This window comes from Streptomyces cirratus, assembly GCF_014650775.1.
Lineage (GTDB): Bacteria > Actinomycetota > Actinomycetes > Streptomycetales > Streptomycetaceae > Streptomyces > Streptomyces cirratus.
The window spans coordinates 242,690-268,837 of sequence record NZ_BMVP01000007.1 but is presented as its reverse complement, the minus strand read 5'-3'; the positions used below and the strand labels follow the sequence as shown (position 1 = coordinate 268,837).

Below are 26,148 nucleotides of genomic sequence, written 5' to 3'. Positions count from 1 at the left end.
GTCCCGTTCTTCGTCTTTTGTCTCCTCCTGGTACCACTCGTGGGTGGCGGCGGTCCGTATCGCCCGCCGTGACGCCTGGCGCGCCAAGGGGCGCAGCGCCCTGGTCCTCGCGATGATCGCCCTGCCGATCGTCGGTGTGAGCGCCGTGGACCTCACGTGGCGCAGCTCAGAGCTCTCCACCGAGCAATCCCTGTCCCGGCAGATCGGCGCCGCCGACGCGAAGCTGAGCGGCACCTCGTTCGCCTCGGCCATCTACCAGAACCCGACGGGGGACCGGTACGAGCCCGTCGGCGGGTACCGCGGCTACGACTCCTCGAAGGCGAAGCCGGAGGACGTGCCGGTTCCCTCCGTTCTCCCGCCGGGTGCGCAGATCGTGCAGGACAGCAAGGGCAGTGCGAAGGTCCGCACCACACACGGACTGCTCGACACCGAACTGCGCGAGGTGGACACGGCCGGCCCGCTCGTGAAGGGGCTGTTCACGCTCAAGCGGGGCCGGCTGCCCTCGGCGGCGGGTGAGGTCATGGCCACCGACACCTTCCTCAAGGAGTCCGGCTTCTTCGTCGGCTCCGAGCTGACCCCTCGTGGTGCCGCCCGGTCCTACCGCGTCGTGGGCGCGTACGAGCTTCCGTCGGCGCTGAAGACCACGCAGATCATCGCGCCGCCCCGGACACTGCTCGCCCCGCTCGACCGCGCCCTGACGGGCGCCGGTGGCCAGGGGCTGAGCGTCGACGACGACTTCCTCGTCAAGGTCGGCGGGGATGGTTTCACGTGGAACATGGTGCGGGGAGCCAACGCCAAGGGGTTCCTCGCCATCTCGCGCGCCGTCAACCTCCACCCGCCGGCCGACTCCGAAGTGCCGCTGTACGCGCAGCAGCGCGAGGAGGGCAGGGCCGACGACTACAGCGCATCGTCGCTCAAGGCGGTCGAACTGACCGTGGTGGCAACCGTCGTGGGCCTCGCCATGCTGGAGGTCTGCCTGCTGGCCGGCCCCGCCTTCGCGGTCGGCGCCCGGCGCTCGGCCCGCCAACTCGGCCTGGTGGGCGCCAACGGCGGTGCCCGGCGACACATCCGGGCCATCGTCCTGTCCGGGGGTCTCGTCATCGGCGCGGCGTCCGCCGTCGTCGGCACCGCACTCGGTGTAGTGCTGACCCTCGGGCTCCGGCCGGTGCTGGAGGAGTATCTGGGGCTGCGCTGGGGCGGGTTCGAGGTCCGTCCTCTGGAACTCCTCGCCGTCGCGCTGGTCGCCGTCCTGACCGGGCTGCTCGCCGCGGTCGTTCCCGCCGTCACCGCCTCCCGGCAGACCGTGCTGGCCTCGCTGACGGGCCGTCGTGGAGTCCGGCGCGCCAACCGGATCCTGCCCCTGATCGGGATCGTGGCCGTCGCTGCCGGCGCCGCGCTCGCCCTGTACGGGGCCGTCTCCGAGATGGGGACCGCGGTGGTGGCCGGCGGAAGCGCCCTGGCCGAGCTGGGCGTCGTCGCCCTGACGCCGACGCTGGTCGGCCTGTTCGGGCGGGCCGGGCGGTGGCTGCCGCTGTCGCCGAGGCTCGCGCTGCGGGACGCCGTGCGCAACCGCGGGCGTACGGCACCGGCAGTGGCCGCCGTACTGGCCGCCGTGGCCGGCACCGTCGCCGTGGCCACCTACCAGCACAGCACGGAGCTCCAGGCCCGGCACGAGTACGTGGCCTCGCTGCCCGCCGGTGCCGGAATGCTGACGAACGCGGAGGACGACCGCTACAAGGACGTCCCTGCCGCGCGTGAGGCCCTCGCGAAGGAGTTCTCCCTCGCCGTACGGGCCGACGTGGACCGGGTGGTGGTCGGCAAGCCGTCCTGCGATTCGTACTCCACCGAACCGGGCTGCGGGCGGCTGGAGATCATCACTCCGCGGGAGAACCGCTGTCCGCTCTACGAGTCGAAGAACGGGCTGTCCGATTTCAGCAGTGAACAGGTTCGGGCCCTGCGCCGGGACTGGCGCTGCCAGGAACGGCAGTTCATGCAGCCGCGCGACACGGTCGTGGCCGACGAGAAGCTGCTGACGGTGCTGGGCGTCAACGACCCGGCGGCGGTAGCGGCGCTGAGGTCGGGGCAGGCCGTCTCCTTCGACCGGCGCAACGCCAAGGCCGGCCAGGTCACCCTGCGAGTGATCACCGATGACGCCCAGGGCCCGGTCATGCGGGGGCCCGGGGACGAGCCGAAGGGCGTCGACAAGGTCTTCCCGGTCTACCAGGCGCCCGACGCGGTCACCGGCTACGGGATCGAGGTCGTCCTGCCGCCCGGTGCGGTGAAGGCGGCGGGCCTGGGTACGGCCCCGTTCGGGACGTACTTCACCCTCGCCGACAAGCCGACGAGTACGCAACGCCAGGCGCTGGCGGCCCGGATCGACCGGATCGGCGTCGACGCCCCCGTGAAGATCGAGGAGGGCTACCAGGGCAGGGACAGCATTGAGGTCCTCGCCCTGACGATCTTCGCGGGCCTGGTCACCATCGGTGCGGCGGGCATCGCCACCGGCCTGGCTCAAGCGGATGCCGAGGCCGACCTCAAGACGCTGGCCGCCGTGGGCGCGCCGCCGCGGGTGCGCAGGACGCTGAGCGGGTTCCAGTGCGGGGTGGTGGCCCTGATGGGCGTCGCCCTCGGCACCGCGGCCGGGCTGTTGCCGGCGGCGGGGTTGCGGCTGACGGAACGGCGGGCGCTGGCGGGCTTGATGGGCCACTCCGGCTCCGACCAGGCCGTGTACGTGCCGTTCGCCGTGCCGTGGGAGACGCTGGGCGGACTGCTGGTCCTGGTCCCGCTCGGTGCGGCCGTGCTGGCGGCGCTGGTGACGAAGTCGAGCGGCGCCCTGTCCCGCCGCGCAACGGGCTGAGGAGGGGCCCCTTCGCCGCCCCTTCGCTCACTATCTGATTACGGCCCCTCGCACAGGGTGGATCACGCCTGTGCGGGGGCACACCGTGTGAGTACGGAGGTGTGCGAGACAATGTCGGCATGGAGATGCCGAGGAGTGAACGGTCGCAGGACAGCCCCCCGAACGTCCTGATCGTGGGACAAGACGGGACGGCGGTCGGCGGCGCCGATGACGAGTCGCGCGAGGTCCCGGTGACGGAGATGGTCGAACAGCCTGCCAAGGTCATGCGGATCGGCAGCATGATCAAGCAACTCCTGGAAGAGGTACGCGCCGCACCTCTCGACGAGGCGAGCCGGGTCCGGCTCAAGGACATCCATGCCGCGTCGGTGAAGGAACTGGAAGACGGCCTCGCCCCGGAGCTGGTCGAGGAACTGGAGCGCCTTTCCCTGCCGTTCACCGAGGAAGCGATCCCGTCGGAGGCGGAACTGCGGATCGCACAAGCGCAGTTGGTGGGCTGGCTGGAGGGCCTCTTCCACGGCATCCAGACGGCCCTGTTCGCCCAGCAGATGGCCGCCCGCGCCCAGCTCGAACAGATGCGCCGCGCCCTCCCCCCGGGCGCCCCCCACGACGACGACGAAGAGGGCCCCCACGGCGCCATCCGCTCGGGCCCGTACCTCTGACCACCCGCCGCCCCGCGCCGCCCACCCCGGCGCGGGGCCCGGCTGCCCCCGCCCCGCGGGGGCACCTTCCAGCAGCAGCTGTGGGAGTTCGAGGCACCGGGCCGGGCCGGAGCCCCGGTCGGGCGGAGCCCCGACCGGTCAGCCGCGCCCGACCGCCCCGGGTGGCAAACCCGGCCCCGTGCGGGCCTCCCGGCAGGACCGGGGAAGTGTGGAGCGCGGAGCCCCGCTCGGTAAGGCGCACCCGACGGGCAGGACGGCCTCACGGCCGGGCCGCGAGGCTACGGCGCGGGCCGGAATCCGCCCGCAACACACCCCCCGCATACTCATCGGTATGAGCTACGACGCGATCGTCCTCGCCGGCGGCGCCGCGCAGCGACTCGGCGGTGCCGACAAACCCGGCCTGCACGTCGGCGCCCGCACCCTCCTCGACCGCGTCCTCGACGCCTGCCCCGACGCCGCCGCCACCATCGTCGTCGGCACCCGCCGTCCCACCACCCGCCCCGTCCGCTGGACCCGCGAGGAGCCGCCCGGCGGCGGTCCCGTGGCCGCGCTCGACGCCGGGCTCCGCGAAACCTCCGCCGCGCGGGTCCTCGTACTCTCCGCCGACCTGCCCTTCCTGGACCGGGACACCGTCCGCGCCCTGCTCGACGCGCCCGGCCACGACGGCGTCATGCTCCGTGACCCCGGCGGCCGCGACCAGCCCCTCGTCGCCGCCTACCGGACCGAGCCCCTGCGCCGGGAAATCGCCCTCCTGGCCACCGAACACGGCACCCTCGCCGGGCTGCCGCTTCGCGCCCTCACCGCCGAACTCGACCTCACCACCATCACCGGCGCTGCGCCACTCGCCTCGTTCGACTGCGACACCTGGGACGACCTCGCGACGGCCCGCGCCCGGATCAGAGAGCATGGGACCGTGCTGGAGCAATGGATCACCGCCGTCAAGAACGAGCTGGGCATCGATGTCCCCGTCGATACCAAGGCCCTCCTCGACCTCGCCCGTGACGCCGCCCACGGCGTCGACCGGCCCGCGGCACCGCTGACCACCTTCCTCGTGGGGTACGCCGCAGCCCGCGCCGAGGCGATCGGGGCGGACCCGGCCCAGGCCGTCGCCGAAGCGTCCCGCAAGGCCGCCGCCCTGGCCCTGCGCTGGGCCGAGGAAGCCTCCGCGTCCGGCGCCGAAGACCGCACCCCCGATCACACCGAAGAGGGCACCGAACACCGCCCCGAAGACGGCCCGGAAGCCGGCACCGGATGACCCGCACCGACGCCGACCGCGCCCTGGACGAGGCCCTCGCCCTGGTGAGCCGAGACCCCTCGCCCCACGCCTCCGGCGCGCCCGGCCCCCTCGACGCACCCGACGCGGTCCGCGCCGCCGGCGGCCACCGTGCCTCGTCCTGGTCACATGCCAGGGAAGCCGCCGTCCGGGCCGGTGCGGGCGTCCGCGCCCGCAGCCACCGGGTGCCGATCGCCGAAGCCCTCGGCGAGGTCCTGGCCGAGCCCCTCGACGCGCTCACGGACCTGCCTTCCTTCGACACCTCCGCCATGGACGGCTGGGCCGTCGCCGGTCCCGGCCCCTGGTCCGTCCGGACCGGCGCCGGGATACTGGCCGGCTCCGACCGGCCCGAGCCCCTCGCGGACGGTGAGGCCGTACCGATCGCCACCGGCGCCAGGATCCCCGCGGACACCACCGCCGTCATCCGCAGCGAGCACGCCCGAGAGGACGGCTCCCAGCTGTACGCGCTGCGGCCCGTCGTCACCGGCCAGGACATCCGCCCGCGCGGCCAGGAGTGCCGCTCCGGCGAGTTGCTGCTGCCGGCCGGCTCACTGGTCACCCCGGCCCTGCTCGGGCTGGCCGCCGCCGCCGGGTACGACGAGCTGGGGACCCGGCCCCGTCCCACGGTGGAAATCCTGGTGCTCGGCGACGAGTTGCTCACCGAAGGCCGCCCCCGCGACGGTCTCATCCGCGACGCCCTCAGTCCCATGCTCGGCCCCTGGCTCAGCCGGCTCGGCGCCGACGTCACCGGCACACGGCGGCTGGGCGACGACCCCGCCGGGGCCGAAGCCCTCTTCGAGGCCGTCACCACGTCCACCGCCGACCTCATCGTCACCACCGGCGGCACGGCCTCGGGCCCCGTCGACCATGTGCACCCCGTCCTGATGCGGGCCGGGGCCGAACTGCTCGTCGACGGGGTGGCCGTGCGCCCCGGGCATCCGATGCTGCTGGCCCGGACCGGCGACCGCGTCGACGGCCGCCACCTGGTGGGACTGCCCGGAAACCCGCTGGCCGCCGTGTCCGGGCTGCTGACGCTCGCCGAACCGCTTCTGCGCGCCCTCGCCGGCCGGCGCCGACGCCCGCGGTACGCGGTTCCGATCCAGGGCGACGTACCCGGTCACCCGTACGACACCCGGCTCGTGCCGGTGCTGCTGACGGAGGAACACGCGGTGCCGCTGCGCTACCACGGCCCGGCGATGCTCCGTGGTGTGGCGGCCGCCGACGCACTGGCCGTCGTCCCGCCACACGGTGCGCGGTCGGGGCAGGAACTGGAAATGCTCGACCTGCCCTGGGCCTCCGGAGGATGTTTCACGTGAAACAGGCCGGCCAGGACGCGATGGCCCGGCGCGCCGACGAGGCGCTCGTGGCGCGGCGCGTCACCCTCCCCAAGCGCGTCGTCCAAAGGCCGCTGCGGCAGGTCGCACGACGGCTGCTGGTGGCCCTGTTCGTGATGTGCCTGACGGTGTTGCTCGTGTGGATCGACCGCGAGGGCTATCACGACAACGCCAACGAGGAAGTCGACTTCCTCGACTGCGTCTACTACGCGACGGTGACCCTGTCGACGACCGGCTACGGCGACATCGTCCCGTACAGCGACAGTGCGCGTCTGGTGAACGTCCTGCTGATCACGCCGCTGCGCATCGTGTTCCTGATCATCCTCGTCGGCACCACGCTGGAGGTGCTGACGGAGCGGACCCGGGAAGAGTGGCGGCTCAAGCGCTGGAGGAAGAACGTGCGTGACCACACGGTTGTCGTCGGCTTCGGCACGAAGGGCCGGTCGGCCCTCCAGACGCTGCTGGCCACCGGTCTCGCCAAGGAGCAGGTCGTCATCGTCGATCCGAGCGCCAAAGTGATCGACGTGGCGGCCGCCGAGGGACTGACGGGTGTCGTCGGCGACGCCACCCGCTCCGACGTGCTGCTGCGGGCCGAACTGCCGAGGGCCCGGCAGATCGTCGTCGCCACGCAGCGCGACGACACGGCGGTCCTGGTGACGCTGACGGCACGCCAGCTCAACCGCAGCGCCAAGATCGTCGCGGCGGTCCGGGAAGAGGAGAACGCGCCGTTGCTGCGCCAGTCGGGTGCGGACGCGGTCATCACGAGCGCGAGTGCGGCCGGGCGGCTGCTGGGCCTGTCGGTGCTCAGCCCGAGCGCGGGCACCGTGATGGAGGACCTGATCCAGCAGGGCAGCGGCCTGGACCTGATCGAACGGCCCGTCACCAAGCCCGAGGTGGGCAAGGGCGTGCGGGAGACGGAGGACCTGGTGGTGAGCGTGCTGCGGGGGCACCGGCTGCTCGCCTACGACGATCCGCACGCCAGTCCGCTCCAGTCGACGGACCGTCTGATCACCATCGTCCGGGCCGGTCGGGCGGCGGCGCCGACAGGGCTTTCCGGGTAGCCTCCGGGCCATGCATGCGATCAAGATCGAGCAGCCCGGCGGACCCGAGGCCCTGGTGTGGGCCGAAGTTCCCGATCCGGTGGCAGGCCAGGGCGAGGTACTCGTCGAGGTCGCGGCGAGCGCCGTGAACCGCGCCGACGTTCTCCAGCGGCAGGGCTTCTACGACCCGCCGCCCGGTGCGTCCCCCTATCCCGGCCTGGAGTGTTCCGGGCGGATCGTCGCGATCGGGGAGGGCGTCTCGGGCTGGTCGGTGGGCGACGAGGTGTGCGCACTGCTGGCCGGCGGCGGCTACGCGGAGCTGGTCGCGGTCCCGGCGGGACAGTTGCTCCCGGTGCCGGCCGGGGTGGACCTGGTGACGGCGGCCGCACTGCCGGAGGTGGTGACGACGGTCTGGTCGAACGTGTTCATGGTGGCCGGGCTGCGTCCCGGCGAAACCCTGCTGGTGCACGGCGGGTCCAGCGGCATCGGCACGATGGCCATCCAGCTGGGCAAGGCGGTGGGTGCCCGGGTGGCGGTGACGGCGGGCGGCAAGGAGAAGCTGGCGCGCTGCGCGGAGCTGGGGGCCGACATCCTGATCGACTACCGCGAGCAGGACTTCGTGGAGGCGCTGCGGGCCGCGACGGACGGGGCCGGGGCGGACGTGATCCTGGACATCGTCGGCGCGAAGTACCTGGCGCGGAACCTGGACGCGCTGGCCGTGAACGGCAGGCTCGCGGTGATCGGGCTCCAGGGCGGGGTCAAGGCGGAGCTGAACCTGGGCGCGATGATGGCCAAGCGGGCTGCGGTCACGGCGACCTCGCTGCGGTCGCGGCCGCTGGAGGAGAAGGCGGCGATCGTGGCTGCGGTACGAGAGCACGTCTGGCCGCTCGTCTCGACGGGCCGGGTCCGGCCCGTGGTCCACGCGGTGTACCCGATGACGGAAGCCGCCGAGGCCCACCGGGTGATGGAGTCCAGCGCCCACGTCGGCAAGCTGCTCCTCACCGTCTGACCCCGGTCCTCGGAGGGCGGCCGAGGCCGGGGTGCGGGCTTCCGGGGCTTCGAGCTGACGCGGGCGGGCCGGGTGCGCAGTTTCGGGCAGAGGCGCAGGCGGCTGCTACCGGTAGCCCTCCACCGTGCCGTGCCGGCTGGCGGACGCGTCCGTCCCCAGCCGGCCCCGGGCGGCCCGGCGTGCCGCCCGGCGGACCGGCGTCCCACCCCGCCGGGCCGGCGTCCCACCCGGCCGGGCCGGCCCGCCGTCGGCCCGCGCGGTCCGGCAGCCCGCAAGGACCCGCCCCCGGGCGTTACAGCGAGCGGAGCAGGACCGCCGGGGATTCGACGCAGTCCGCCACGTAGCGCAGGAAGCCGCCGGCCGTACCGCCGTCGCAGACGCGGTGGTCGAAGGTCAGCGACAGCTGCACCACCTGGCGCACCGCGAGTTCGCCCTGGTGGACCCACGGCTTCGGGATGATCCGGCCCACCCCCAGCATGGCCGCCTCCGGGTGGTTGATGATCGGCGTGGAGCCGTCGACCCCGAACACCCCGTAGTTGTTCAGGGTGAACGTGCCGCCCGTCAGGTCCGCCGGCGCCAGCTTCCCGGCCCGCGCCAGCTCGGTGAGCCGGGCGAACTCCGCCGAGAGGGACTCCGCACTGCGCGTCTGGGCGTCCCGCACCACCGGGACCATCAGGCCCCGCTCGGTCTGCGCGGCGAAGCCCAGGTGCACGGCCGGGAGCCGGACGATCTCCTTCGCCGCCAGGTCCACGGTGGAGTTGAGCTCCGGGTACTTGGCCAGCGCGGCCGTGCAGACCCGGGCCAGCAGCGCCAGCACCGAGATCTTGGGGCCGCCCGCGGCGTTCATCGCGGCCCGGGCCGCCATCAGTTCCGTTGCGTCCGCGTCCACCCAGCAAGTGGCTTCCGGGATTTCACGGCGGCTGCGCGACAGTTTCTCCGCCACCGCCCCGCGCAGTCCCTTCAGCGGGATCCGCTCACCGGCCGGAGCCGAAACGGCCGTCCCCGGGGTCGGCGCGGCCTCCGCCCGCAGCGCCGCCTCCACGTCCGCCCGCAGGATCAGCCCCTCGGGGCCCGACCCCCGCAGCTGCCGCAGATCGAGCCCGTTGTCCCGGGCGAGCTTCCGTACGAGCGGCGAGATCACCGGAACCGGCCCCACCGGGACAGCAACCGGAGCAACCGGAACAGCGGCCGGAGCCACCGGGACGGCCGGGACGGGCACAGGGGCCACCGGGGCCACCACGGCAGTCGCGGTCCCCGGCCTGATCCGCCGCCTGCGCGTCGGCCGTGAGTGGTCGGTGCCGTAGCCGACCAGCACGTTCCCGGAGCCGGACTCCGAGGCCGGAACCGGAGCGGCAGCCGTATCCGGAGCCGGGTCCGCAGCACCCACCGCCACCGTGATCAGCGGTGCGCCGACCGGCAGTTCGGTCCCCTCCTCCCCGAACCGCGCGGTGACCACGCCCCCGTACGGGCACGGCACCTCCACCATCGCCTTGGCCGTCTCGACCTCGACCACCGGCTGGTCGATCTCGACGACATCGCCCACCGCCACCAGCCAGCGGACGATCTCCGCCTCGGTCAGCCCCTCACCGAGGTCGGGCAGCTTGAACTCCAGTACCTGCGGCATCAGTTCTCCCACTGCAGGCGTCCCACGGTGTCCAGGATCCGGTCCACGCCCGGCAGATGGTGCTTCTCCAGCATCGGCGGCGGGTACGGGATGTCGAACCCCGTCACCCGCAGCACCGGCGCCTCCAGGTGGTGGAAGCACCGCTCCGCGATCCGCGCGGCGATCTCCGCGCCCGGCCCGCCGAAGCCCCCGGCCTCGTGGACCACCACCGCGCGCCCTGTCCGGCGTACCGAGGCGACGACCGTCTCCTCGTCGAACGGGACGAGCGAGCGCAGGTCCACGACCTCCAGGTCCCAGCCCTCCTCGCGCGCCGCCTCGGCGGCCTCCATGCACACCGGCAGCGACGGCCCGTACGTGATCAGCGTCGCGCTCGTGCCCGACCGCCGCACCAGCGCCTTGCCGATGCCCGGAACCTCCGCAGGGGCATCGGGCGACCACTGCGCCTTCGACCAGTACAGCCGCTTCGGCTCCAGGAAGACCACCGGGTCGTCGCTCGCGATCGACGCGCGCAGCAGCCCGTACGCGTCCTCGACGGTCGCCGGGGTGACCACGGTCAGCCCGGGCGTCGCCACGTAGTACGCCTCGGAGGAGTCGCTGTGGTGCTCCACCCCGCCGATCCCGCCGCCGTAGGGCACCCGGATGGTGATCGGCAGCGGCATGGCGCCGCGCGTGCGGTTGCGCATCTTCGCCACGTGCGAGATCAGTTGCTCGAAGGCCGGGTACGCGAACGCGTCGAACTGCATCTCCACGACCGGCCGCAGCCCGTACATGGCCATGCCGACGGCGGCGCCGAGGATCCCGGCCTCCGCGAGCGGGGTGTCCGTACAGCGGTCCTCGCCGAACTCCTTCGCGAGGCCGTCCGTGATCCGGAAGACCCCGCCGAGCGTGCCGACGTCCTCACCCATCACGTGGACCGTCGGGTCCTCGGCCATCGCGTCACGCATCGCCCTGCCGAGGGCCTGCGCCATGGTCGCCGGCTTGGTCCCCGGCTGCACCGCCACCGTCGTCATCACTCGTTCTCCGCTTCAAGCTCGGCGCGCAGCAGCTCCGCCTGCTCGCGCAGCCGCCCGGTCTGCTCCGCGTAGACGTGCGCGAAGAGGTCCATCGGGTCGAGCACGGGCTCGGCGTTCATCGCGTCGCGCAGGGCCGCCGCCATCGTCTCCGCCGCGTCCTTGGCCACCTGTATGCCCTCCGCGTCCAGCAGCCCGCGCGAGGTCAGCTCCCGCTCCAGCAGCTCCACCGGGTCGTGCGCCTTCCAGGCCTCCACCTCGGAGTCCGTGCGGTACCGGGTCGCGTCGTCGGCGTTGGTGTGCGCCTCGATCCGGTACGTGACCGCCTCGATCAGCGTCGGACCGCCGCCGGCGCGCGCCCGCTCGACGGCCTCGGTCAGCACCTCGTGCATCGCGGCGATGTCGTTGCCGTCGACCAGCCGGCCGGGCATCCCGTACCCGACGGCCTTGTGGGCCAGCGTCGGGGCGGCGGTCTGCTTGGCGAGCGGGACGGATATCGCGAAGCCGTTGTTCTGGACGAGGAAGATCACCGGGGCCTGCCACACGGCGGCGAAGTTCAGCGCCTCGTGGAAGTCGCCCTCGCTGGTGCCGCCGTCGCCCACCATGGCGAGCGCGACCACATCGTCCCCGCGCAGCCGGGCGGCGTGCGCGAGGCCCACCGCGTGCGGCAGCTGGGTGGCGAGCGGCGTGGACAGCGGGGCTATGCGGTGCTCGCGCGGGTCGTAGCCGGTGTGCCAGTCGCCGCGCAGCAGGGTCAGCGCCTGTACGGGGTCCAGGCCGCGCGCCACGGCCGCCAGGGTGTCGCGGTAGCTGGGGAAGAGCCAGTCCCGGTCTTCCAGGACCAGCGCGGCGGCGATCTCGCAGGCCTCCTGGCCGACGGTCGACGGGTAGACGGCGAGCCGCCCCTGCCGGGTGAGCGCGGTGGCCTGGGCGTTGTAGCGGCGGCCGCGTACCAGCTCGGCGTAGTACCGGCGCATCAGCTCGGCGTCGAGCTTGTCCGCCGCCGCGGTGCCCAGCACCCGGTAGGGCTCGGGGTCCGGGAGCAGCGCGGCGGCGTCCGTACGCGGCCTCCAGGCGGGCGGCGGGGTCGAACGGTGGGACGCCCCGGCACCGGGCAGCTCTTGGACCGTCATGGCGGCGTACACCTCCTCGTAGGAAGCGGGCATGAGGGCCCCGGATGTGAGGCGCCTCACCTACCGATTGTTCGGTTGTCTGCGCAATTTGGCTACAGGCGCCTCCAGGCTGTGGACAAAGTGGCGCCGGGGCCCTGGGATGGGTGCAGGACGTCCAGGAGAGGGAGGCAGTGGGCAATGCCGGATGAACAAATGGCCGCGGCGGGCTCCGCCGGGGGATCCGCACCGGTCCCGCCCGGAGGCACCAAGGCGGCACCACCCGCACCGCCCGCCCCTTCCGGACCGCCGCCCGGCTCCGCCGCCGTGGCACCCGCCCCACCGCGGCCCCTGGATCCGATCGACCGCTCGATCCTGCGGCTGCTCCAGGCGGACGGCCGGGCGTCGATACGGTCGGTCGCGGAGCAGGTCCACGTCTCCCGGGCCAACGCGTACGCGCGGATCAACCGGCTGATCGACGACGGCGTGATCCAGGGTTTCACGGCCCGGGTGAACCACGAACGCGCAGGTCAGGGCGCATCTGCGTACATCACGTTGAAGATCGTCCAGAATTCGTGGCGCACGGTGCGCGAGAAGCTGCGCGAGCTGCCGGGCGCGGCGCACATCGCCCTGGTGAGCGGCGACTTCGACGTCCTCCTGCTGGTGCACACCCCGGACAACCGGACCCTGCGCGAGCTGGTCCTCACCCGCCTCCAGTCGATCCCCGAAGTCCTGTCCACGCGGACGCTGCTGGTGTTCGAGGAAACGGATCTGCAGGATCCCGGCCCGGTGAGCGGCCCCCCGCTCACCCCGCTCACCGAGGAGCAGCCGTAGCGGCGGGAGCGGGCGGCCGTACGAGCGCACGCAGTTCCCCGAAGAGTTCCGTGACGGCGGCGTCCGCCGCGGGCGCGAGGGCGGCGTAGTCCATGAAGCCGTGGACGAGCCCGGGGTAGAGGTGCGGGCGCACCGCGACCCCGGCCTCCTCCAGCGCCCGGGCGTACGCCAGCACCTGGTCCCGCAGCGGGTCGAAGTGCCCCACGCCGATCACCGCCGGGGCCGGCCCCCGGTGGGACTCGGCGAGCAGCGGCGAGGCGCGGCCGTCGGCGGCGGTCCCGGGGTCGTTGCCGACGTAGAGCAGGATGTCGTTCTCGATCGCGGCGGTGGTCGTCCCGTAGCCGGTGGCGTTCTCCTCCATCGAGGGGTAGCCGCCGCGGCCGGTGAGGTCGGTCACGGGGTACGCCAGCAGCAGCGCGGCGACGGGCGTGCCCGCGTCACGCAGGGCCGGCGCCACGGCCGCGGCGAGGGTGGCGCCCGCGCCGTCCCCGGCGAGCGCGAACACGCCGCTGCCGCCGCCGAAGCGCTCGGGGTGTCCGGCGACGTCCCGGGCGACGGCGAGGCAGTCCTCGTAGGCCGCCGGGTACGGGTGCTCGGGCGCGAGCCGGTAGCCGACGGCGACCACGACCGCTGCCACGTCCCGGCACAGGCGCCGGCAGACCGCGTCGTGCGTGTCGAGGTCCCCCACGACGAAGCCGCCGCCGTGGCAGTAGACGACGGCCGGTGCGGGGCCCGCGGACCGCGGGCGGTAGATCCGTACGCCCACCCCGGCGAGGGTGTCGTCCGCGACGGATCCCACGGGCAGCGGCGGGTAGGGGGCGAGGGCCCGCGCGAGCTCGCGCCGGCCGGCCCGCCTCTCGGCGACGCCCGGCAGCGGGACGGGCGGCGGCCCGTCGACGCCGAAGCGGTGCATGAGCGCTGCGATGTCCGGGTCCAGGGCCATGCGGCCATCGTCACGGCGTCGTGCGGCGGCCGCCGCACGGACTGAGCCGTTCAGGTGGCGCCGGGCGTACCCCGGCCGTCGGGCGGCGGCGCCCGCACCTCTGCGCGCCCGTTCAGGTGGTGTTCGTGCGCAGCCCGTCGAAGGCCATGTGGACGACGGCGTCCGCGAGCTGGGAGTGGTCCGCGCCCGGGTAGGGGCGGTACCACTCGACGAGGGAGTTCACCATGCCGAACAGCAGGCGGGTGGCGAGCCGGCTGTCCACGTCGGTGCGCAGGTCGCCCTCCGCCGCGGCGGCCTTCAGCAGGTCGGCCACCGCGTGGTCGAACTCGCGGCGCCGCTCCAGCGCCCAGCGCTCGGTACGCGTGTTGCCCCGTACGCGCAGCAGCAGCGTCACGTACGGCAGTTCGGCCAGCAGCACCTCCACCGTGCGCCGCGTGACGTACTCGACCCGCTCCACGGCGCGGCCGCCCAGCGCACCCGGCTCCTCCAGGACGGCGAAGAGGCCGTCGAGGGCGCGGCTGACCGCCCGCCGGAGCAGCTCTTCCTTGCCCGCGACGTGGTGGTAGATCGAGGACTTGGAGATCCCCGCCGCCTTGGAGAGGTGCTCCATCGAGGTGCCGTCGTAGCCGCGCTCGTTGAAGACCTGGACCGCCACCGAGAGCAGCGTCTCGGGGGTATACGTGTCACGCCTGGCGGTGGTCACTGGTCGTCCCCGTACTCTTCGCCGTCGTCCCCGGTTTCGTCCTCGGCCCCGTCCACGGCTCCGTCCTCCGCGTAACCGAGTTTGAACAGCGCGAGCGAGGGCGCGTACCGGCCGCCCGGGCAGCGCTCGTCGAGGTGGTGCAGGAGGTCGTAGGCCCAGTCGCGGCCGAGGCGCTCGTGCCACGCGGACGGTCCCAACGGGTAGTTGACGCCGAGCCGCATCGCGGTGTCGATGTCCTCGGCGGTGGCCACGCCGCGCGCGACGGCGTCGGCGGTCAGGTCGATCAGCATCGCGACGGTGCGGGCGACGATCATGCCGGGGACGTCGCCGATGACGGAGACCTTCTTGCCGAGCTTCTGGAAGAGCCCGACGGCCTCCGCGAGGGTTCGCTCGCTGGTGTCCTCGCCGGTGGAGAGCGCGATCCGGGTGGCTTCGCGGTAGTCGAGCGCGAGGTCGAAGTAGACGACGTCCGTGAACTCGACCGAGGTCTTGCCGTCCGCGAGCACCAGCTGTCCCTCGCCGGGCAGCTGGATGTACGGACCCCCCTGCCCGGTCGCGGTGACCGCGATCCCCGCCTCCTCCAGGAGGTCCGCGAGAGCGGCCGCCGGGCCGAGGTCCCCGACGACGGTGACCTTGGCCGGAGCCTCCTCGGGAGCGGCGGTGTGCGGCTGCGGAAGCCGGGCGTCCGGGCCGTACGGGAACCAGCCGTGCCCCGACTTGCGGCCGAGGCGGCCCGACTGGACGAGGCGGCGCTGCGCGAGCGAGGGGGTGAACTTGGGGCTGCGGAAGAAGGAGTCCCAGACGGAGCGTGTGACGGCCTCGTTGACGTCCTGCCCGATCAGGTCGGTCAGCTCGAACGGGCCCATCTTGAAGCCGCCGCTCTCGCGGAGCACGGCGTCGATGGTCGCCGGGTCGGCGCCCTGCTCCTCGTACACCGCGAAGGCCTCGGCGTAGAAGGGGCGGGCGATCCGGTTGACGATGAAGCCGGGCGTATCGGCGCAGCGGACCGGCGTCTTGCCCCAGCCCAGGACGGTCTCGTAGGCGCGCTCGGCGGCGGCCTGATCGGTCGCGAAGCCGCTGACCACCTCGACCAGCGGGAGCAGCGGGGCCGGGTTGAAGAAGTGCAGGCCGAGGAAGCGGCCGGGGTGGGCCATGCCGGCGGCGAGCTCGGTGACGGAGAGGGAGGAGGTGTTGGTCGCCAGCAGGGCGTCCGGCGAAACCACCCCTTCAAGTGAGGCGAAGAGCTGCTGCTTGACGGTGACGTCCTCCACGACGGCCTCGATCACGAGGGCGGCGTCGGCCAGCTCGGAGAGGGCCTGGGCCGCATTGATCCGGCCGTTCGCCTCGTCCGCCCCGGCTCGATCCAGCCGGCCCTTGGCGGCCAGCCGCTCGACCCGGTCGCGGACCTGGTCGACGCCGTCGCGGGCCGCGTGGGCGTCGATGTCGTGGATCAGCACGCGGTGACCTGCGAGAAGGGCGACCTGGGCGATGCCCTGCCCCATGGTGCCGGCGCCGACGACCGCCACTGTGCGGGACCGCTCGATTGCTGTCATGACCCGATCCTCCCGCACCGACTTATCCACAGGCTTGCCGGGCCCTCTTGTCCCGACCGATCGTTCGGTTACTCTAACTCGTGTCTGCTCTTCTTCACCCGCCCTTGCCCGATCCGGTTCCCCCGGCCCGCAGTTCGTGCCCGTAACGACGACCGTGCGCCGACCGTGTGAACCAGCATGATCCCGCCCGGCTCAACGAGGAGTTGGTCCCTGATGGCCGCCGAGCCCACCGTCCACCAGCTGTCCGAGAAGCACCGGCCCACCTTGGACCAGGCGCTCGCGGCCATCCGCAGCCGCGCGTACTGGTCCCCGCATCCCGAGCACCCCAAGGCCTACGGGGAGAACGCCCCGGCCGACGGCCTCGCGGCGTTCGAAGCCGTCCGCGGCACCCGGTTCGACCTCGACCAGCCCGGCACCGACGGCTGGACCGGCGGTGAGGTGTCCCCGTACGGCCCCGAACTCGGTGTCGAGTACCCGCACGCCGACCCCGACGTGCTGCTGCCCGCGATGCGGGCCGGCATGGGCGCCTGGCGTGACGCGGGTCCCGAGACCCGCGCGCTGGTCTGCATCGAGATCCTTTCCCGGATCTCCGCGCGGACGCACGAGTTCGCGCACGCGGTCATGCACACCAGCGGCCAGGCCTTCATGATGGCGTTCCAGGCGGGCGGTCCCCACGCCCAGGACCGCGGCCTGGAGGCGATCGCCTACGCCTACGAGGAGCAGACCCGCGTCCCGGCGCAGGCGGACTGGTCGAAGCCGCAGGGCAAGAAGGACCCGCTGCAGCTCGGCAAGAGCTTCACCGCCGTGCCGCGCGGCATCTCCCTGATGATCGGCTGCAACACCTTCCCGACCTGGAACGGCTATCCCGGCCTCTTCGCCTCCCTGGCCACGGGCAACCCGGTCCTGGTCAAGCCGCACCCGCGCGCCGTGCTCCCGCTGGCGCTGACGGTGCGGGTGGCGCGCGAGGTCCTCGCCGAGGCCGGCTTCGACCCGAACCTGGTCGCGCTGGCGGTCGAGCGTCCGGGCGAGGGCATCGCCAAGACGCTCGCGCTGCGCCCCGAGATCAAGCTGATCGACTACACCGGCTCGACGTCCTTCGGGGAGTGGCTGGAGGCCAACGCCCGTCAGGCGCAGGTGTACACGGAGAAGGCGGGCGTCAACACCGTCGTCGTCGACTCCACCGACAACTACAAGGGCATGCTGTCGAACCTCGCGTTCTCGCTGTCCCTGTACAGCGGCCAGATGTGCACCACCCCGCAGAACCTGCTGATCCCCCGCGACGGCATCGAGACGGACGCCGGCCACAAGACGTACGACGAGGTCGTCTCCGACCTCGCCGCCTCCGTCGGGGGCCTGCTCGGCGACGACGCCCGCGCCAACGCCCTGCTGGGCGCGCTGGTCAACCCGGACGTCAAGGCCCGGCTGGAGGCGGCGGCCGGGCTGGGCGAGGTGGCGCTGGCCTCGCGGGAGGTCGCGAACCCGGAGTTCCCGGGCGCGGTGGTCCGTACCCCGGTGATGGTGAAGCTCGACGGCTCCAAGCCGGACGACTCCGCGCCGTACCTGTCGGAGTGCTTCGGCCCGGTGTCGTTCGCGGTGGCGGTCGACTCCACGGCTGACGCGCTGGAACTGCTGCGGCGCACGGTCCGGGAGAAGGGCGCGATGACGGTCGGCGCGTACACGACGTCCGCGGACACCGAGCGGGCCATCGAGGAGGTCTGCCTGGAGGAGTCGGCGCAGCTGTCGCTCAACCTGACCGGCGGGGTCTTCGTGAACCAGACCGCGGCGTTCTCCGACTTCCACGGCTCGGGCGGCAACCCCGCGGCCAACGCGGCGCTGTGCGACGGCGCGTTCGTCGCGAACCGCTTCCGCGTGGTGGAGGTCCGCCGCCAGGGCTAAGCCCGGTCTGCGTCGTGGGGCCCGCCCCAGTGGAAGAGGGTCATGGCCACGCTGGTGGCCAGGTTGTAGCTGGACACCTGCGGCCGCATCGGCAGGGACACCAGGTGGTCGGCCCGGGCGAGCAGCTCGGGTGAGATGCCGTGGCGTTCGGAGCCGAAGGCGAGCAGGGCGTCGTCGGGGAGGGTGAGGGCGCGGATGTCCTCACCCTCCGGGTCGAGCGCGTACAGCGGCCCGGGGGGCAGGGTGTCGATCTCCACCCGGTCGACGGTCGTGGCGTAGTGCAGTCCGGCTCCGGCGCGGACCACGTTGCTGTGCCAGGGGTCGAGGTCGCCCCGGGTGACGACGCCGGTGGCGCCGAAGCCGGCGGCCAGCCGGACGACCGCTCCGACGTTGCCGAGGTTGCGGGGGTTGTCCAGTACGACGACCGGCGCGGGCCGGGGCATCCGCTCCAGCCGGGCCCGCCCTTCGGCGCGATCGGGCCTGACCGCCAGGGCCGCGACCCCGGTGGGGTGCACGCGGCCCAGCAGCGTGCGCAGCTCCGCCTGGCCTGCCAGGCGCGCCACCTGCGCCTCCACGTCCGGGGCCAGTTCGGCGGCGAGCGCCCGCACGGCGGCGGGGTCGTCGGCGATCACGGCCCTGACGTCGGCGCCGAAGCGCAGGGCGTGCTTGAGCGCGTGGAACCCGTCGAGGAGCACGAGGTCCTCCCGCCCGGCGGCCTCCCGCCAGGCCCGCGCAACCCCATCGCCCCCACCACGCTGCTCACTCATACCGCCGACCCTACGGCCCTGCCCGCCGCCGGCCGGCAGCGACGGGGTCCCGTGCCGTCAACGCCCGACGGCTCCCGCCCCGGCCACCGCCACCGGCCCGGTCCGGCCGCGGCGGACCCGTACGAGCGCCACCCGGGCTCCCAGCCACACCAGGAACCCCGTCGGCAGGAACACCGCATCGGCCGCGATCATCGCCATCGAGAAGAACGGCAGCCCCAGCACCACCGCGATCCCGAGGTGCTCCAGCATCATCACCGCCAGCAGCGCGTTCTTGATCCGGCGGTTGAACAGCGTGAACGGGAACGCGACCTGCACCGCCACCGTGCCGTAGGTCAGCAGCATCACCACCGTCCCGCTGCCGGCCAGCAGCGCCGACAGCCCCGGCCACGGGGTGAAGTAGTCCAGCCCCAGCGGGTAGTACAGCGCCGTCCCGTCCTGCCAGCGGGACCCCTGGATCTTGTACCAGCCGGCCGTCGCGTAGATCAGGCACACCTCCGCCATGATCACCAGCATCCCCGCGTTGTGCAGCAGGTTCGCCAGGACGTCGAGGAGCGCCCGTCCCTCCCCCTCGGGGGCGTACCGCCCGGCCAGCCACCACACTCCGGCGCCCACCCACAGGGCCCCGAACGCCGCCGCCCACAGCGCGTCGAACCGCCCGGCCAGCGCCCCGTAGCCGAACACGGCGCCCAGCACGCCCCACAGCACCGGCCCCGCCGGGCCTGCCCCGCCCCGCTCGGTCCGCCGCGCGTCCAGCGACCACACCTGCGCGCACCGCGTCAGCACCAGGTAGACCGCCATCAGGTGGATGACGTTGTCGCCGCCGTCCCCCATGAACACGCTGCGGTTCTGGAGCGAGAGCACGCCCACCATGAACACCACGGACGTCGCCCGCGTCCGCCAGCCCAGCACCAGCAGCGCGCTCGCGAGCACGGAGACGACGTAGACGGCCTCGAACCACCATGTCGCGTCCGACCACATCAGCACCGTGAACGCGTGGTTCGTGGCGATCAGCCGCTTCGCGAGCGCCCAGCTCCAGGGCCCGTCCGGCCCGTACAGCTCGTGCCGGTTGGGGAACTCGCGCAGCAGGAAGAAGAGCCACGTCCCGGCGAAGCCGATCCGTACGACCGCGCTCTGGTACGGGCCCAGCGCCTCCCCGGTGACCCTCGCCAGGCCCCGCTCGGCCGCGGCCCGCGCCCTCAGAGGGTCCACCACGGCAGCTCCCGGTAGTACGTCTGGGTGTCGGTGCGTTCGGCGCTCCACTTCGGCGCCGCAACGGCCGTCGTCGCCGAGCGCAGCTGGATCCGTACGATGCGCTCACCGCCGCGCTGCCACCCGGCCAGGCGGTCCAGGGCGATCCGCCGCAGGTAGGCCTCCGAGAGGGCGCCGCGTTCGCCGTTCGGCTTGTTGTCGTCGTCGTGCGAGCCGGTGAAAAAGTCCCAGGCCCGCCGGAGCTCGTTCTGCCGGGTGTGGCTCGGCAGCAGGTCGTGCCGGATGGCCGCGCCGTCCTCGGCCGACAGGTCGCGCCAGTCGCTGGTGGTGAGCTCGCCGCCGGCCGTCCGCAGCTGGGCCCGTACCTGGACCGCGATGTTCTGCTGGAGCGGGTTGGGCGCGAAGAGCTTCCAGTTCTGTTCGAACTCGGGGTAGATCCAGCTGTCGACGGTCGCCGCGTGCCGTTTGCTGACCGTGTTGGACGGCGCGACGTGCAGGAAGACGAGCGCCAGGTGTGCGCAGGCGGCCACGGCGATCGCGCCGAGGGCCACCGCCGCGAGCACGCGGTACGGGGTGGACAGGCCGGCGATCCCGGCGGCGCGGGGCGCCGTGACGGGCAGCGGAACGGCCCGTTCCGCGAGCTTTCCCTCGTTCGAATCCATCGCGTCCCGATCGTCCGGCGTCCACAGGGTTGCCCACAGAGGTTGACACCCTACGGGCCGTCGTCTCACCATTGAAGAGGATGAACCGAACGATCGGTCGGTCGGGCGGAAAGCAGACTCTGACAGGGGGCCGGGATGGTCACAGTGACCCCGGAATCTGGGCAGGAAGCAGGCCCGGGCACGGGTCCCGCGCAGCCGGGGCACGGCGAGATCGGCGATCTCGGCGCGCAGCTCGCGGCCGCGTTCGACGCCGCCGTGGCGGCGGACGAGCGCGTCGAGCCGCGTGACTGGATGCCCGACGAATACCGCGCCTCGCTGGTCCGCCAGATGGCCCAGCACGCCCACTCCGAGATCATCGGCATGCAGCCCGAGGCCAACTGGATCACCCGTGCGCCCTCGCTGCGCCGCAAGGCGATCCTGATGGCCAAGGTCCAGGACGAGGCCGGGCACGGCCTCTACCTGTACAGCGCCGCCGAGACCCTCGGAACGAGCCGTGACGAGCTGCTCGACAAGCTCCACTCGGGGAAGCAGAAGTACTCCTCGATCTTCAACTACCCCACCCTGACCTGGGCCGATGTCGGCGCGATCGGCTGGCTCGTGGACGGGGCGGCCATCACCAACCAGGTGCCGATCTGCCGCTGCTCGTACGGTCCGTACGCGCGCGCCATGGTCCGCATCTGCAAGGAGGAGTCCTTCCACCAGCGCCAGGGGTACGAGCTGCTCCTGGCCCTGTCGAAGGGCACCGAGGCCCAGCACGCCATGGCCCAGGACGCCGTGGACCGGTGGTGGTGGCCTTCGCTGATGATGTTCGGCCCGCCGGACGGGGAGTCGGCGCATTCGGCGCAGTCGATGGCCTGGCGGATCAAGCGCCATTCGAACGACGAGCTGCGTCAGCGCTTCGTGGACATCGCCGTGCCCCAGGCCGAGTCGCTGGGGCTGACCCTGCCCGACCCGGACCTCAAGTGGAACGAGGAGCGCGGGCACTACGACTTCGGCGCCATCGACTGGGCCGAGTTCTGGGACGTGCTCAAGGGCAACGGCCCGTGCAACGAACAGCGCCTCAGCCAGCGGCGCACGGCCCACGAGGAAGGCGCCTGGGTACGGGACGCGGCCGCGGCGTACGCGGCGAAGCACGCGCGGCAGGCAGACCGGCCGGCCGCCCGCCCGGCGGACGGCACCACCGCAGAGCCCGCCGGACACCCGGCGACGAACCACGAGGAGACACAGGCATGACGCAGAACTGGCCGCTGTGGGAGGTGTTCGTCCGCTCGCGGCGCGGCCTCTCGCACACGCACGCGGGAAGCCTGCACGCCCCGGACGCGGAGATGGCCCTGCGCAACGCCCGTGACCTCTACACGCGGCGCAGCGAAGGCGTCTCGATCTGGGTGGTGCCCTCGACCGAGATCACCGCCTCCTCGCCGGACGAGCGGGACCCGTTCTTCGCCCCGGCCGCCGACAAGCCCTACCGGCACCCCACCTTCTACGACATCCCCGAGGGGGTGCGCCACCTGTGACCAGCAACATGACCAGCGATGCCACCGGCACCGCCGCGACCGCCGCGACCGGCACCGATCCTGTTCGGTCGGCCGCCATGGCCCTTGGGGACGACGCGCTGATCCTCTCCCACCGCCTCGGCGAATGGGCGGGGCACGCCCCCGTCCTGGAGGAAGAGGTGGCCCTGGCCAACATCGCCCTCGATCTGCTGGGTCAGGCGCGCCTGTTGCTGTCCATGGCGGGCGACGAGGACGAGCTGGCGTTCCTGCGCGAGGAGCGCTCCTTCCGGAACCTCCAGCTGGTCGAGCGGCCCAACGGCGACTTCGCCCACACCATCGCCCGGCAGCTCTACTTCTCGTTCTACCAGCACGAGCTGTACTCGGAACTGGCCGCGGGCGACGGCCCGTTCGCGCCTCTGGCCGCCAAGGCCGTGAAGGAGACCGCGTACCACCGCGACCACGCCGAGCAGTGGACGCTGCGGCTCGGCGACGGCACGCAGGAGAGCCGGGCCCGGATGCGGGCCGCGCTGGACGAGCTGTGGAAGTACACCGGCGAGATGTTCCAGCCGGTCGACGGCCTCGAAGGCGTCGAGTGGCCCGCCCTGGAAGAGCGCTGGCTGGCCACGGTCGGTGCGGTCCTGGAGCGCGCCGGGCTCACCCTGCCCGAAGGACCACGGACGGGAGCCTGGGCCGCCGGCGCCGGCCGGCAGGGGCTGCACACCGAACCGTTCGGCCGGATGCTGGCCGAGATGCAGCACCTGCACCGCAGCCATCCGGGGGCGTCATGGTGACCGACGCGGCACCCGGCACGGGAACGGACGCCGGAACGACCCGCCTGGAGGCGGAGCTGGCCGAGCTGGCCGGCGCCGTCCCGGACCCGGAGCTGCCCGTCCTCACCCTGGCCGAGCTCGGCGTCATGCGCGGGGTCCGGATGCATGAGGACGGCCACGCCGAGGTCCTCCTCACCCCCACCTACACCGGCTGCCCGGCAATCGAGGCCATGTCGGCCGACATCCGCCAGGCCCTGACCGGGCACGGCATCCCCGAGGTGCGGGTGACCACCGTGCTGGCCCCGGCCTGGTCGACCGACGACATCAGCGCCGAGGGCCGGCGCAAGCTCGCCGAGTTCGGCATAGCCCCGCCCCGCCCGCACGCCGCGGGCGGCCCGGTCCCGCTGACGCTGTCGGTCCGCTGCCCGCACTGCGGGTCGACCGACACCGAACTGCTCAGCCGGTTCTCCTCCACCGCGTGCAAGGCGCTGCGCCGCTGCGTCGCCTGCCGTGAACCGTTCGACCACTTCAAGGAGCTGTAAATGGCCGTGCCGCCGCCGTCGCCCACGCAGTCGTCCCCGGCGGGGGCGCCGCGTCCCGCGCGCCACGGCGCTTTCCACGCCCTCACGGTGGTGGCGGTCGACCGGCTCACCGACGACTCGGTGGCCCTGACGCTGCGGGTACCGCAGGAACTGCGCGCCGAGTACCGGCACGCGCCGGGCCAGCACCTGACGCTGCGCCGCAGCACCCCCGAGGGCTCCGAGGTCCGCCGCACCTACTCGATCTGCTCCCCGGCCCCGGGCGAGGCGGGTCCCTCACTGCTGCGGGTCGGCGTGCGACTCGTGGAGGGCGGCGAGTTCTCCACGTTCGCCCACAAGGAGATCGCCGCCGGAGACGTCCTCGACGTGATGGTCCCGGCCGGGCGGTTCGTCCTGGACCCGGCCACGGCGCCGGCGGCCGCGCACTACGCGGCGATCGTCGGCGGCAGCGGGATCACCCCCGTCCTGTCGATCGCGGCCTCCCTGCTGGCGGGCCGTCCCGACGCCCGCTTCTGCCTCGTGCGCAGTGACCGTACGGCGGCTTCGACGATGTTCCTGGAGGAGGTCGCGGACCTCAAGGACCGCTACCCGGACCGGTTCCAGCTCGTCACCGTGCTGTCCCGGGAGGAGCAGGAGGCCGGACTGCCGTCCGGGCGGCTGGACGAGCAGCGGCTGAGCGCCCTGCTGCCGGCGCTGCTGCCCGTCGCGGAGGTGACGGGGTGGTTCCTGTGCGGCCCGTACGGTCTGGTGCAGGGCGCGGAGCGGGCGCTGAACGCCCTCGGTGTCGTACGGGGCCGGGTGCACGAAGAGATATTCCATGTCGAGGACACCGCGCCCCAGGGGGCCGAGGACAGCGCGCCCCAGGCCGCCGCCGGGCGGGCCCCTTCGGCCGTCGCCTCCCGGGGCCGGGTCACCGCCCGTCTCGACGGCCGGTCGGGCACCTGGCCGGTCCAGGACGGGGAGTCCCTGCTGGATGCCGTACTGCGCAACCGCGCGGATGCCCCCTACGCCTGCAAGGGCGGGGTCTGCGGGACCTGCCGGGCGTTCCTGGTGTCGGGTGAGGTGCGGATGGACCGCAACTTCGCGCTGGAGGCGGAGGAGACGGAGGCCGGGTTCGTGCTCGCCTGCCAGTCCCACGCGATGACGGAGGAAGTGGAGATCGACTTCGACCGCTGACCGGTCGGCCCTCGCGGAGGCTGTGCTTTTCAACGGCACTGCTCTATCTTGACGCTCCGTCAGATCGGCGCAGGACGTGAACCGGCACGGTCCGGTGGGCACCCGGGAGGACTGGCAGTGGACTTCACCTTCACCGAGGAGCAGCAGGCCGCCGTCGAAGCGGCCAAGGCCGTGTTCGCGGGTGTCTCGCCCGACGGTGTCCCGAGCCCCGCGCTCACCCCGGGAGCGGTGGCCGACGACTTCGACCGGCCGCTGTGGGCCCGTCTCGCCGGATCCGACCTGCTGAGCCTGGTCCTCGCCGAGGAACACGGCGGAGCCGGGCTCGGCGCCATCGCCCTGTGCCTGGTGCTGCGCGAGGCGGGGAAGGTGCTGGCCCGGATACCACTGCTGGAGCACTGCGCCACCGCCATGGCGGTCCAGGCCCACGGCGGCCGGGAATTGGCCGCCGCCCTGCTTCCCGGAGCCGGCCGCGGAACCGTCGTCCTCACCGCCGCCGCGCACGGCCGCACCGGCCACGATCCGGCCGAACTCGCCGTGACCGCCAGCCCCGACGGCTCGGGGTGGGTCCTGAGCGGGGTGCAGACCTCCGTCCCCTGGGCGCAGAACGCCGACTGGATCGCCGTCCCCGCCCACGCCGGGGAGGGAGCCGCGGTCCTCGCGCTGGTTTCCCGTGTCACCGAGGGGCTGACCCTCGCGGACCAGTACTCCACCAGCGGGGAGCGGCTCGCCCGCCTCACCCTGGACGGGGTGCGGGTGCCCGGCACGCACCTCATCACCGACCCGGCCGCCTGGGACCTGCTCCACCGGCTGCTGGCGACTGGCACCTGCGCCCTCGCACTCGGCCTCGGCGAAGCCGTCCTGAGCATGACCAGCCAGTACACGGGGAAGCGGGAGCAGTTCGGCTTCCCCGTCGCCACCTTCCAGGCCGTCGCCGTGCAGGCCGCGGACCGGTACATCGACCTGCGCGCCATGGAGGTCACCCTCTGGCAGGCGGCCTGGAGGCTGGAGAGCGCGGCAGCGGGCGCGGGGGGCCCGCTGCCGGTCTCCGGTGATGTCGCGGTGGCCAAGATCTGGGCCTCCGAGGGCGTACGCCGGGTCGTGCAGACCGCCCAGCACCTGCACGGCGGCTTCGGCGCCGACACCGACTACCCGCTCCACCGCTACCACGCCTGGGCCAAGCAACTGGAACTCCAGCTCGGACCGGCCGCCGCGCACGAGGAGGCCCTGGGAGACCTTCTGGCCGCCCACCCGCTCGCCTGACCGGCGCGCTGCCGAGCCCGGCTCAGAGGACGAAGGGCGGGTTCCCGCTCTCGCTGACCATCGGGCGCCGGGCGCCGTCCCAGGCCTGCATCCCGCCGTCGATGTTCACGGCGTCGATGCCCTGGCGGACGAGGTACTGGGTGACCTGCGCGGAACGGCCGCCCACACGGCACATCACGTGCACCCGGCCGCCGTCCTCGACGGCCTCGGTGAGCTCGCCGAAGCGGGCCACGAAGTCGCTCATCGGGATGTGCAGTGCGCCCTCGACATGCCCGGCCGCCCATTCGTCGTCCTCGCGGACGTCCAGGACAAAGCCTTCGGAGGGCACCTCGGCGGCGCCCACCGAGGGAAGCGGTCCGAAGTTCATACGTCGCCTTCTCTCGTCACAGATCCGGATCCCAACCTATACCGGCCCAGATACGCGCCAC

The 26,148-nt window shown here is 73.1% G+C and carries 24 protein-coding genes; 14 read left to right on the top strand and 10 right to left on the bottom strand.

Annotation, left to right across the window (positions count from 1 at the left end; genetic code table 11):
* Window positions 1–112: 112 nt before the first annotated feature.
* The 6 genes from IE207_RS20125 (at window position 113) to IE207_RS20100 (ending at window position 8,172) form a co-directional block, all read left to right on the top strand.
* On the top strand, window positions 113–2,857 hold the full coding sequence (locus IE207_RS20125; protein WP_229873842.1) for an ABC transporter permease: 2,745 nt from the start codon (window positions 113–115) through the stop codon (window positions 2,855–2,857).
* A gap of 119 nt (window positions 2,858–2,976) precedes the next feature.
* On the top strand, window positions 2,977–3,516 hold the full coding sequence (locus IE207_RS20120) for a bacterial proteasome activator family protein (RefSeq protein ID WP_190185627.1): 540 nt from the start codon (window positions 2,977–2,979) through the stop codon (window positions 3,514–3,516).
* Between the two features lie 331 nt (window positions 3,517–3,847).
* The gene (locus IE207_RS20115) at window positions 3,848–4,771 is read left to right on the top strand and encodes an NTP transferase domain-containing protein (protein WP_190185626.1); all 924 of its coding nucleotides are present in this window, start codon (window positions 3,848–3,850) and stop codon (window positions 4,769–4,771) included.
* Window positions 4,768–6,105 (top strand): molybdopterin molybdotransferase MoeA, encoded by a 1,338-nt coding sequence (locus tag IE207_RS20110; protein ID WP_190185625.1) that lies wholly within the window; start codon window positions 4,768–4,770, stop codon window positions 6,103–6,105. Before IE207_RS20115 ends, IE207_RS20110 begins: the two co-directional genes overlap by 4 nt.
* Window positions 6,093–7,184, top strand: coding sequence for a potassium channel family protein (locus IE207_RS20105; protein ID WP_190185624.1), 1,092 nt, complete (start codon window positions 6,093–6,095; stop codon window positions 7,182–7,184). The genes IE207_RS20110 and IE207_RS20105 overlap by 13 nt, the downstream gene beginning before the upstream one ends.
* A 10-nt stretch (window positions 7,185–7,194) precedes the next feature.
* Window positions 7,195–8,172 carry an NAD(P)H-quinone oxidoreductase gene (locus IE207_RS20100; protein ID WP_190185623.1) on the top strand — a complete coding sequence of 326 codons (978 nt, stop codon included), beginning with the start codon at window positions 7,195–7,197 and terminating at the stop codon, window positions 8,170–8,172.
* Window positions 8,173–8,464: 292 nt separating this feature from the next.
* On the opposite strand, the gene IE207_RS20095 is transcribed toward IE207_RS20100, so the two are convergent.
* Genes IE207_RS20095 through pdhA form a run of 3 tightly spaced genes read right to left on the bottom strand, consistent with a single transcriptional unit; the run spans window position 8,465 to window position 11,939 of the window.
* Complete coding sequence (locus IE207_RS20095; protein WP_190185622.1) at window positions 8,465–9,796, bottom strand: dihydrolipoamide acetyltransferase family protein; 1,332 nt, start codon at window positions 9,794–9,796, stop codon at window positions 8,465–8,467.
* Window positions 9,796–10,806, bottom strand: coding sequence for an alpha-ketoacid dehydrogenase subunit beta (locus IE207_RS20090; protein ID WP_190185621.1), 1,011 nt, complete (start codon window positions 10,804–10,806; stop codon window positions 9,796–9,798). The genes IE207_RS20095 and IE207_RS20090 overlap by 1 nt, the downstream gene beginning before the upstream one ends.
* Window positions 10,806–11,939 carry a pyruvate dehydrogenase (acetyl-transferring) E1 component subunit alpha gene (gene pdhA / locus IE207_RS20085; RefSeq protein WP_190185695.1) on the bottom strand — a complete coding sequence of 378 codons (1,134 nt, stop codon included), beginning with the start codon at window positions 11,937–11,939 and terminating at the stop codon, window positions 10,806–10,808. Before pdhA ends, IE207_RS20090 begins: the two co-directional genes overlap by 1 nt.
* Before the next feature lie 177 nt (window positions 11,940–12,116).
* Here pdhA and IE207_RS20080 point away from each other — a divergent pair, with 177 nt between their 5' ends.
* A complete protein-coding gene (locus IE207_RS20080) occupies window positions 12,117–12,749 on the top strand; it encodes an Lrp/AsnC family transcriptional regulator (protein WP_229873834.1) in 633 nt (210 codons plus the stop codon).
* Here IE207_RS20080 and IE207_RS20075 read toward each other — a convergent pair.
* The 3 genes from IE207_RS20075 to IE207_RS20065 form a co-directional block, all read right to left on the bottom strand.
* A complete protein-coding gene (locus IE207_RS20075) occupies window positions 12,730–13,692 on the bottom strand; it encodes an alpha/beta hydrolase (RefSeq protein WP_190185620.1) in 963 nt (320 codons plus the stop codon). The genes IE207_RS20080 and IE207_RS20075 overlap by 20 nt on opposite strands.
* 112 nt (window positions 13,693–13,804) lie before the next feature.
* Window positions 13,805–14,395: a TetR/AcrR family transcriptional regulator gene (locus IE207_RS20070; protein ID WP_190185619.1), complete on the bottom strand. Its 591-nt coding sequence runs from the start codon at window positions 14,393–14,395 to the stop codon at window positions 13,805–13,807.
* Window positions 14,392–15,948, bottom strand: coding sequence for a 3-hydroxyacyl-CoA dehydrogenase (locus tag IE207_RS20065; RefSeq protein ID WP_190185618.1), 1,557 nt, complete (start codon window positions 15,946–15,948; stop codon window positions 14,392–14,394). The genes IE207_RS20070 and IE207_RS20065 overlap by 4 nt, the downstream gene beginning before the upstream one ends.
* 213 nt (window positions 15,949–16,161) lie before the next feature.
* Between IE207_RS20065 and paaN the strand changes: the two genes are divergently transcribed.
* A complete protein-coding gene (paaN, locus tag IE207_RS20060) occupies window positions 16,162–17,844 on the top strand; it encodes a phenylacetic acid degradation protein PaaN (RefSeq protein ID WP_190185617.1) in 1,683 nt (560 codons plus the stop codon).
* On the opposite strand, the gene IE207_RS20055 is transcribed toward paaN, so the two are convergent.
* From IE207_RS20055 to IE207_RS20045, 3 genes are read right to left on the bottom strand one after another with little or no spacing between them, the layout of a single operon-like run.
* The gene (locus tag IE207_RS20055; RefSeq protein WP_190185616.1) at window positions 17,841–18,611 is read right to left on the bottom strand and encodes a TrmH family RNA methyltransferase; all 771 of its coding nucleotides are present in this window, start codon (window positions 18,609–18,611) and stop codon (window positions 17,841–17,843) included. The two genes, paaN and IE207_RS20055, sit on opposite strands and share 4 nt — an antisense overlap.
* 57 nt (window positions 18,612–18,668) lie before the next feature.
* The gene (locus IE207_RS20050) at window positions 18,669–19,823 is read right to left on the bottom strand and encodes an HTTM domain-containing protein (protein WP_229873833.1); all 1,155 of its coding nucleotides are present in this window, start codon (window positions 19,821–19,823) and stop codon (window positions 18,669–18,671) included.
* Window positions 19,808–20,482: a DUF5819 family protein gene (locus tag IE207_RS20045; protein ID WP_308433630.1), complete on the bottom strand. Its 675-nt coding sequence runs from the start codon at window positions 20,480–20,482 to the stop codon at window positions 19,808–19,810. The genes IE207_RS20050 and IE207_RS20045 overlap by 16 nt, the downstream gene beginning before the upstream one ends.
* A 135-nt stretch (window positions 20,483–20,617) precedes the next feature.
* On the opposite strand from IE207_RS20045, the gene paaA reads away from it, so the two are divergent.
* The 6 genes from paaA (at window position 20,618) to IE207_RS20015 (ending at window position 25,720) form a co-directional block, all read left to right on the top strand.
* On the top strand, window positions 20,618–21,715 hold the full coding sequence (paaA, locus tag IE207_RS20040; protein WP_229873832.1) for a 1,2-phenylacetyl-CoA epoxidase subunit PaaA: 1,098 nt from the start codon (window positions 20,618–20,620) through the stop codon (window positions 21,713–21,715).
* Window positions 21,712–21,996 carry a 1,2-phenylacetyl-CoA epoxidase subunit PaaB gene (gene paaB, locus IE207_RS20035; protein WP_190185614.1) on the top strand — a complete coding sequence of 95 codons (285 nt, stop codon included), beginning with the start codon at window positions 21,712–21,714 and terminating at the stop codon, window positions 21,994–21,996. Before paaA ends, paaB begins: the two co-directional genes overlap by 4 nt.
* Before the next feature lie 8 nt (window positions 21,997–22,004).
* A complete protein-coding gene (paaC, locus tag IE207_RS20030) occupies window positions 22,005–22,766 on the top strand; it encodes a 1,2-phenylacetyl-CoA epoxidase subunit PaaC (RefSeq protein ID WP_190185693.1) in 762 nt (253 codons plus the stop codon).
* Window positions 22,760–23,287: a 1,2-phenylacetyl-CoA epoxidase subunit PaaD gene (paaD, locus tag IE207_RS20025; protein ID WP_190185613.1), complete on the top strand. Its 528-nt coding sequence runs from the start codon at window positions 22,760–22,762 to the stop codon at window positions 23,285–23,287. The genes paaC and paaD overlap by 7 nt, the downstream gene beginning before the upstream one ends.
* Window positions 23,288–24,460 (top strand): 2Fe-2S iron-sulfur cluster-binding protein, encoded by a 1,173-nt coding sequence (locus tag IE207_RS20020; protein WP_190185612.1) that lies wholly within the window; start codon window positions 23,288–23,290, stop codon window positions 24,458–24,460.
* Window positions 24,461–24,577: 117 nt separating this feature from the next.
* Complete coding sequence (locus IE207_RS20015; RefSeq protein WP_190185611.1) at window positions 24,578–25,720, top strand: acyl-CoA dehydrogenase family protein; 1,143 nt, start codon at window positions 24,578–24,580, stop codon at window positions 25,718–25,720.
* A gap of 22 nt (window positions 25,721–25,742) precedes the next feature.
* Here the strand turns inward: IE207_RS20015 and IE207_RS20010 are convergent, their stop codons facing one another.
* Complete coding sequence (locus IE207_RS20010; RefSeq protein ID WP_190185610.1) at window positions 25,743–26,087, bottom strand: rhodanese-like domain-containing protein; 345 nt, start codon at window positions 26,085–26,087, stop codon at window positions 25,743–25,745.
* Window positions 26,088–26,148 lie beyond the last annotated feature (61 nt).

Excerpts from the sequence above, each read along its gene's own strand:
- paaN (WP_190185617.1), top strand. The coding sequence starts at position 16,162 with ATGGCCGCCGAGCCCACCGTCCACCAGCTGTCCGAGAAGCACCGGCCC.
- pdhA (WP_190185695.1), bottom strand. The coding sequence starts at position 11,939 with ATGACGGTCCAAGAGCTGCCCGGTGCCGGGGCGTCCCACCGTTCGACC.
- IE207_RS20100 (WP_190185623.1), top strand. The coding sequence starts at position 7,195 with ATGCATGCGATCAAGATCGAGCAGCCCGGCGGACCCGAGGCCCTGGTG.
- IE207_RS20020 (WP_190185612.1), top strand. The coding sequence starts at position 23,288 with ATGGCCGTGCCGCCGCCGTCGCCCACGCAGTCGTCCCCGGCGGGGGCG.
- IE207_RS20115 (WP_190185626.1), top strand. The coding sequence starts at position 3,848 with ATGAGCTACGACGCGATCGTCCTCGCCGGCGGCGCCGCGCAGCGACTC.
- paaB (WP_190185614.1), top strand. The coding sequence starts at position 21,712 with ATGACGCAGAACTGGCCGCTGTGGGAGGTGTTCGTCCGCTCGCGGCGC.
- IE207_RS20055 (WP_190185616.1), bottom strand. The coding sequence starts at position 18,611 with ATGAGTGAGCAGCGTGGTGGGGGCGATGGGGTTGCGCGGGCCTGGCGG.
- paaC (WP_190185693.1), top strand. The coding sequence starts at position 22,005 with ATGACCAGCGATGCCACCGGCACCGCCGCGACCGCCGCGACCGGCACC.
- IE207_RS20080 (WP_229873834.1), top strand. The coding sequence starts at position 12,117 with ATGCCGGATGAACAAATGGCCGCGGCGGGCTCCGCCGGGGGATCCGCA.
- IE207_RS20095 (WP_190185622.1), bottom strand. The coding sequence starts at position 9,796 with ATGCCGCAGGTACTGGAGTTCAAGCTGCCCGACCTCGGTGAGGGGCTG.
- IE207_RS20075 (WP_190185620.1), bottom strand. The coding sequence starts at position 13,692 with ATGGCCCTGGACCCGGACATCGCAGCGCTCATGCACCGCTTCGGCGTC.
- IE207_RS20065 (WP_190185618.1), bottom strand. The coding sequence starts at position 15,948 with ATGACAGCAATCGAGCGGTCCCGCACAGTGGCGGTCGTCGGCGCCGGC.
- IE207_RS20125 (WP_229873842.1), top strand. The coding sequence starts at position 113 with ATGATCGCCCTGCCGATCGTCGGTGTGAGCGCCGTGGACCTCACGTGG.
- IE207_RS20045 (WP_308433630.1), bottom strand. The coding sequence starts at position 20,482 with ATGGATTCGAACGAGGGAAAGCTCGCGGAACGGGCCGTTCCGCTGCCC.
- IE207_RS20110 (WP_190185625.1), top strand. The coding sequence starts at position 4,768 with ATGACCCGCACCGACGCCGACCGCGCCCTGGACGAGGCCCTCGCCCTG.
- IE207_RS20120 (WP_190185627.1), top strand. The coding sequence starts at position 2,977 with ATGGAGATGCCGAGGAGTGAACGGTCGCAGGACAGCCCCCCGAACGTC.
- IE207_RS20105 (WP_190185624.1), top strand. The coding sequence starts at position 6,093 with ATGTTTCACGTGAAACAGGCCGGCCAGGACGCGATGGCCCGGCGCGCC.
- paaD (WP_190185613.1), top strand. The coding sequence starts at position 22,760 with ATGGTGACCGACGCGGCACCCGGCACGGGAACGGACGCCGGAACGACC.
- IE207_RS20010 (WP_190185610.1), bottom strand. The coding sequence starts at position 26,087 with ATGAACTTCGGACCGCTTCCCTCGGTGGGCGCCGCCGAGGTGCCCTCC.
- paaA (WP_229873832.1), top strand. The coding sequence starts at position 20,618 with ATGGTCACAGTGACCCCGGAATCTGGGCAGGAAGCAGGCCCGGGCACG.
- IE207_RS20090 (WP_190185621.1), bottom strand. The coding sequence starts at position 10,806 with ATGACGACGGTGGCGGTGCAGCCGGGGACCAAGCCGGCGACCATGGCG.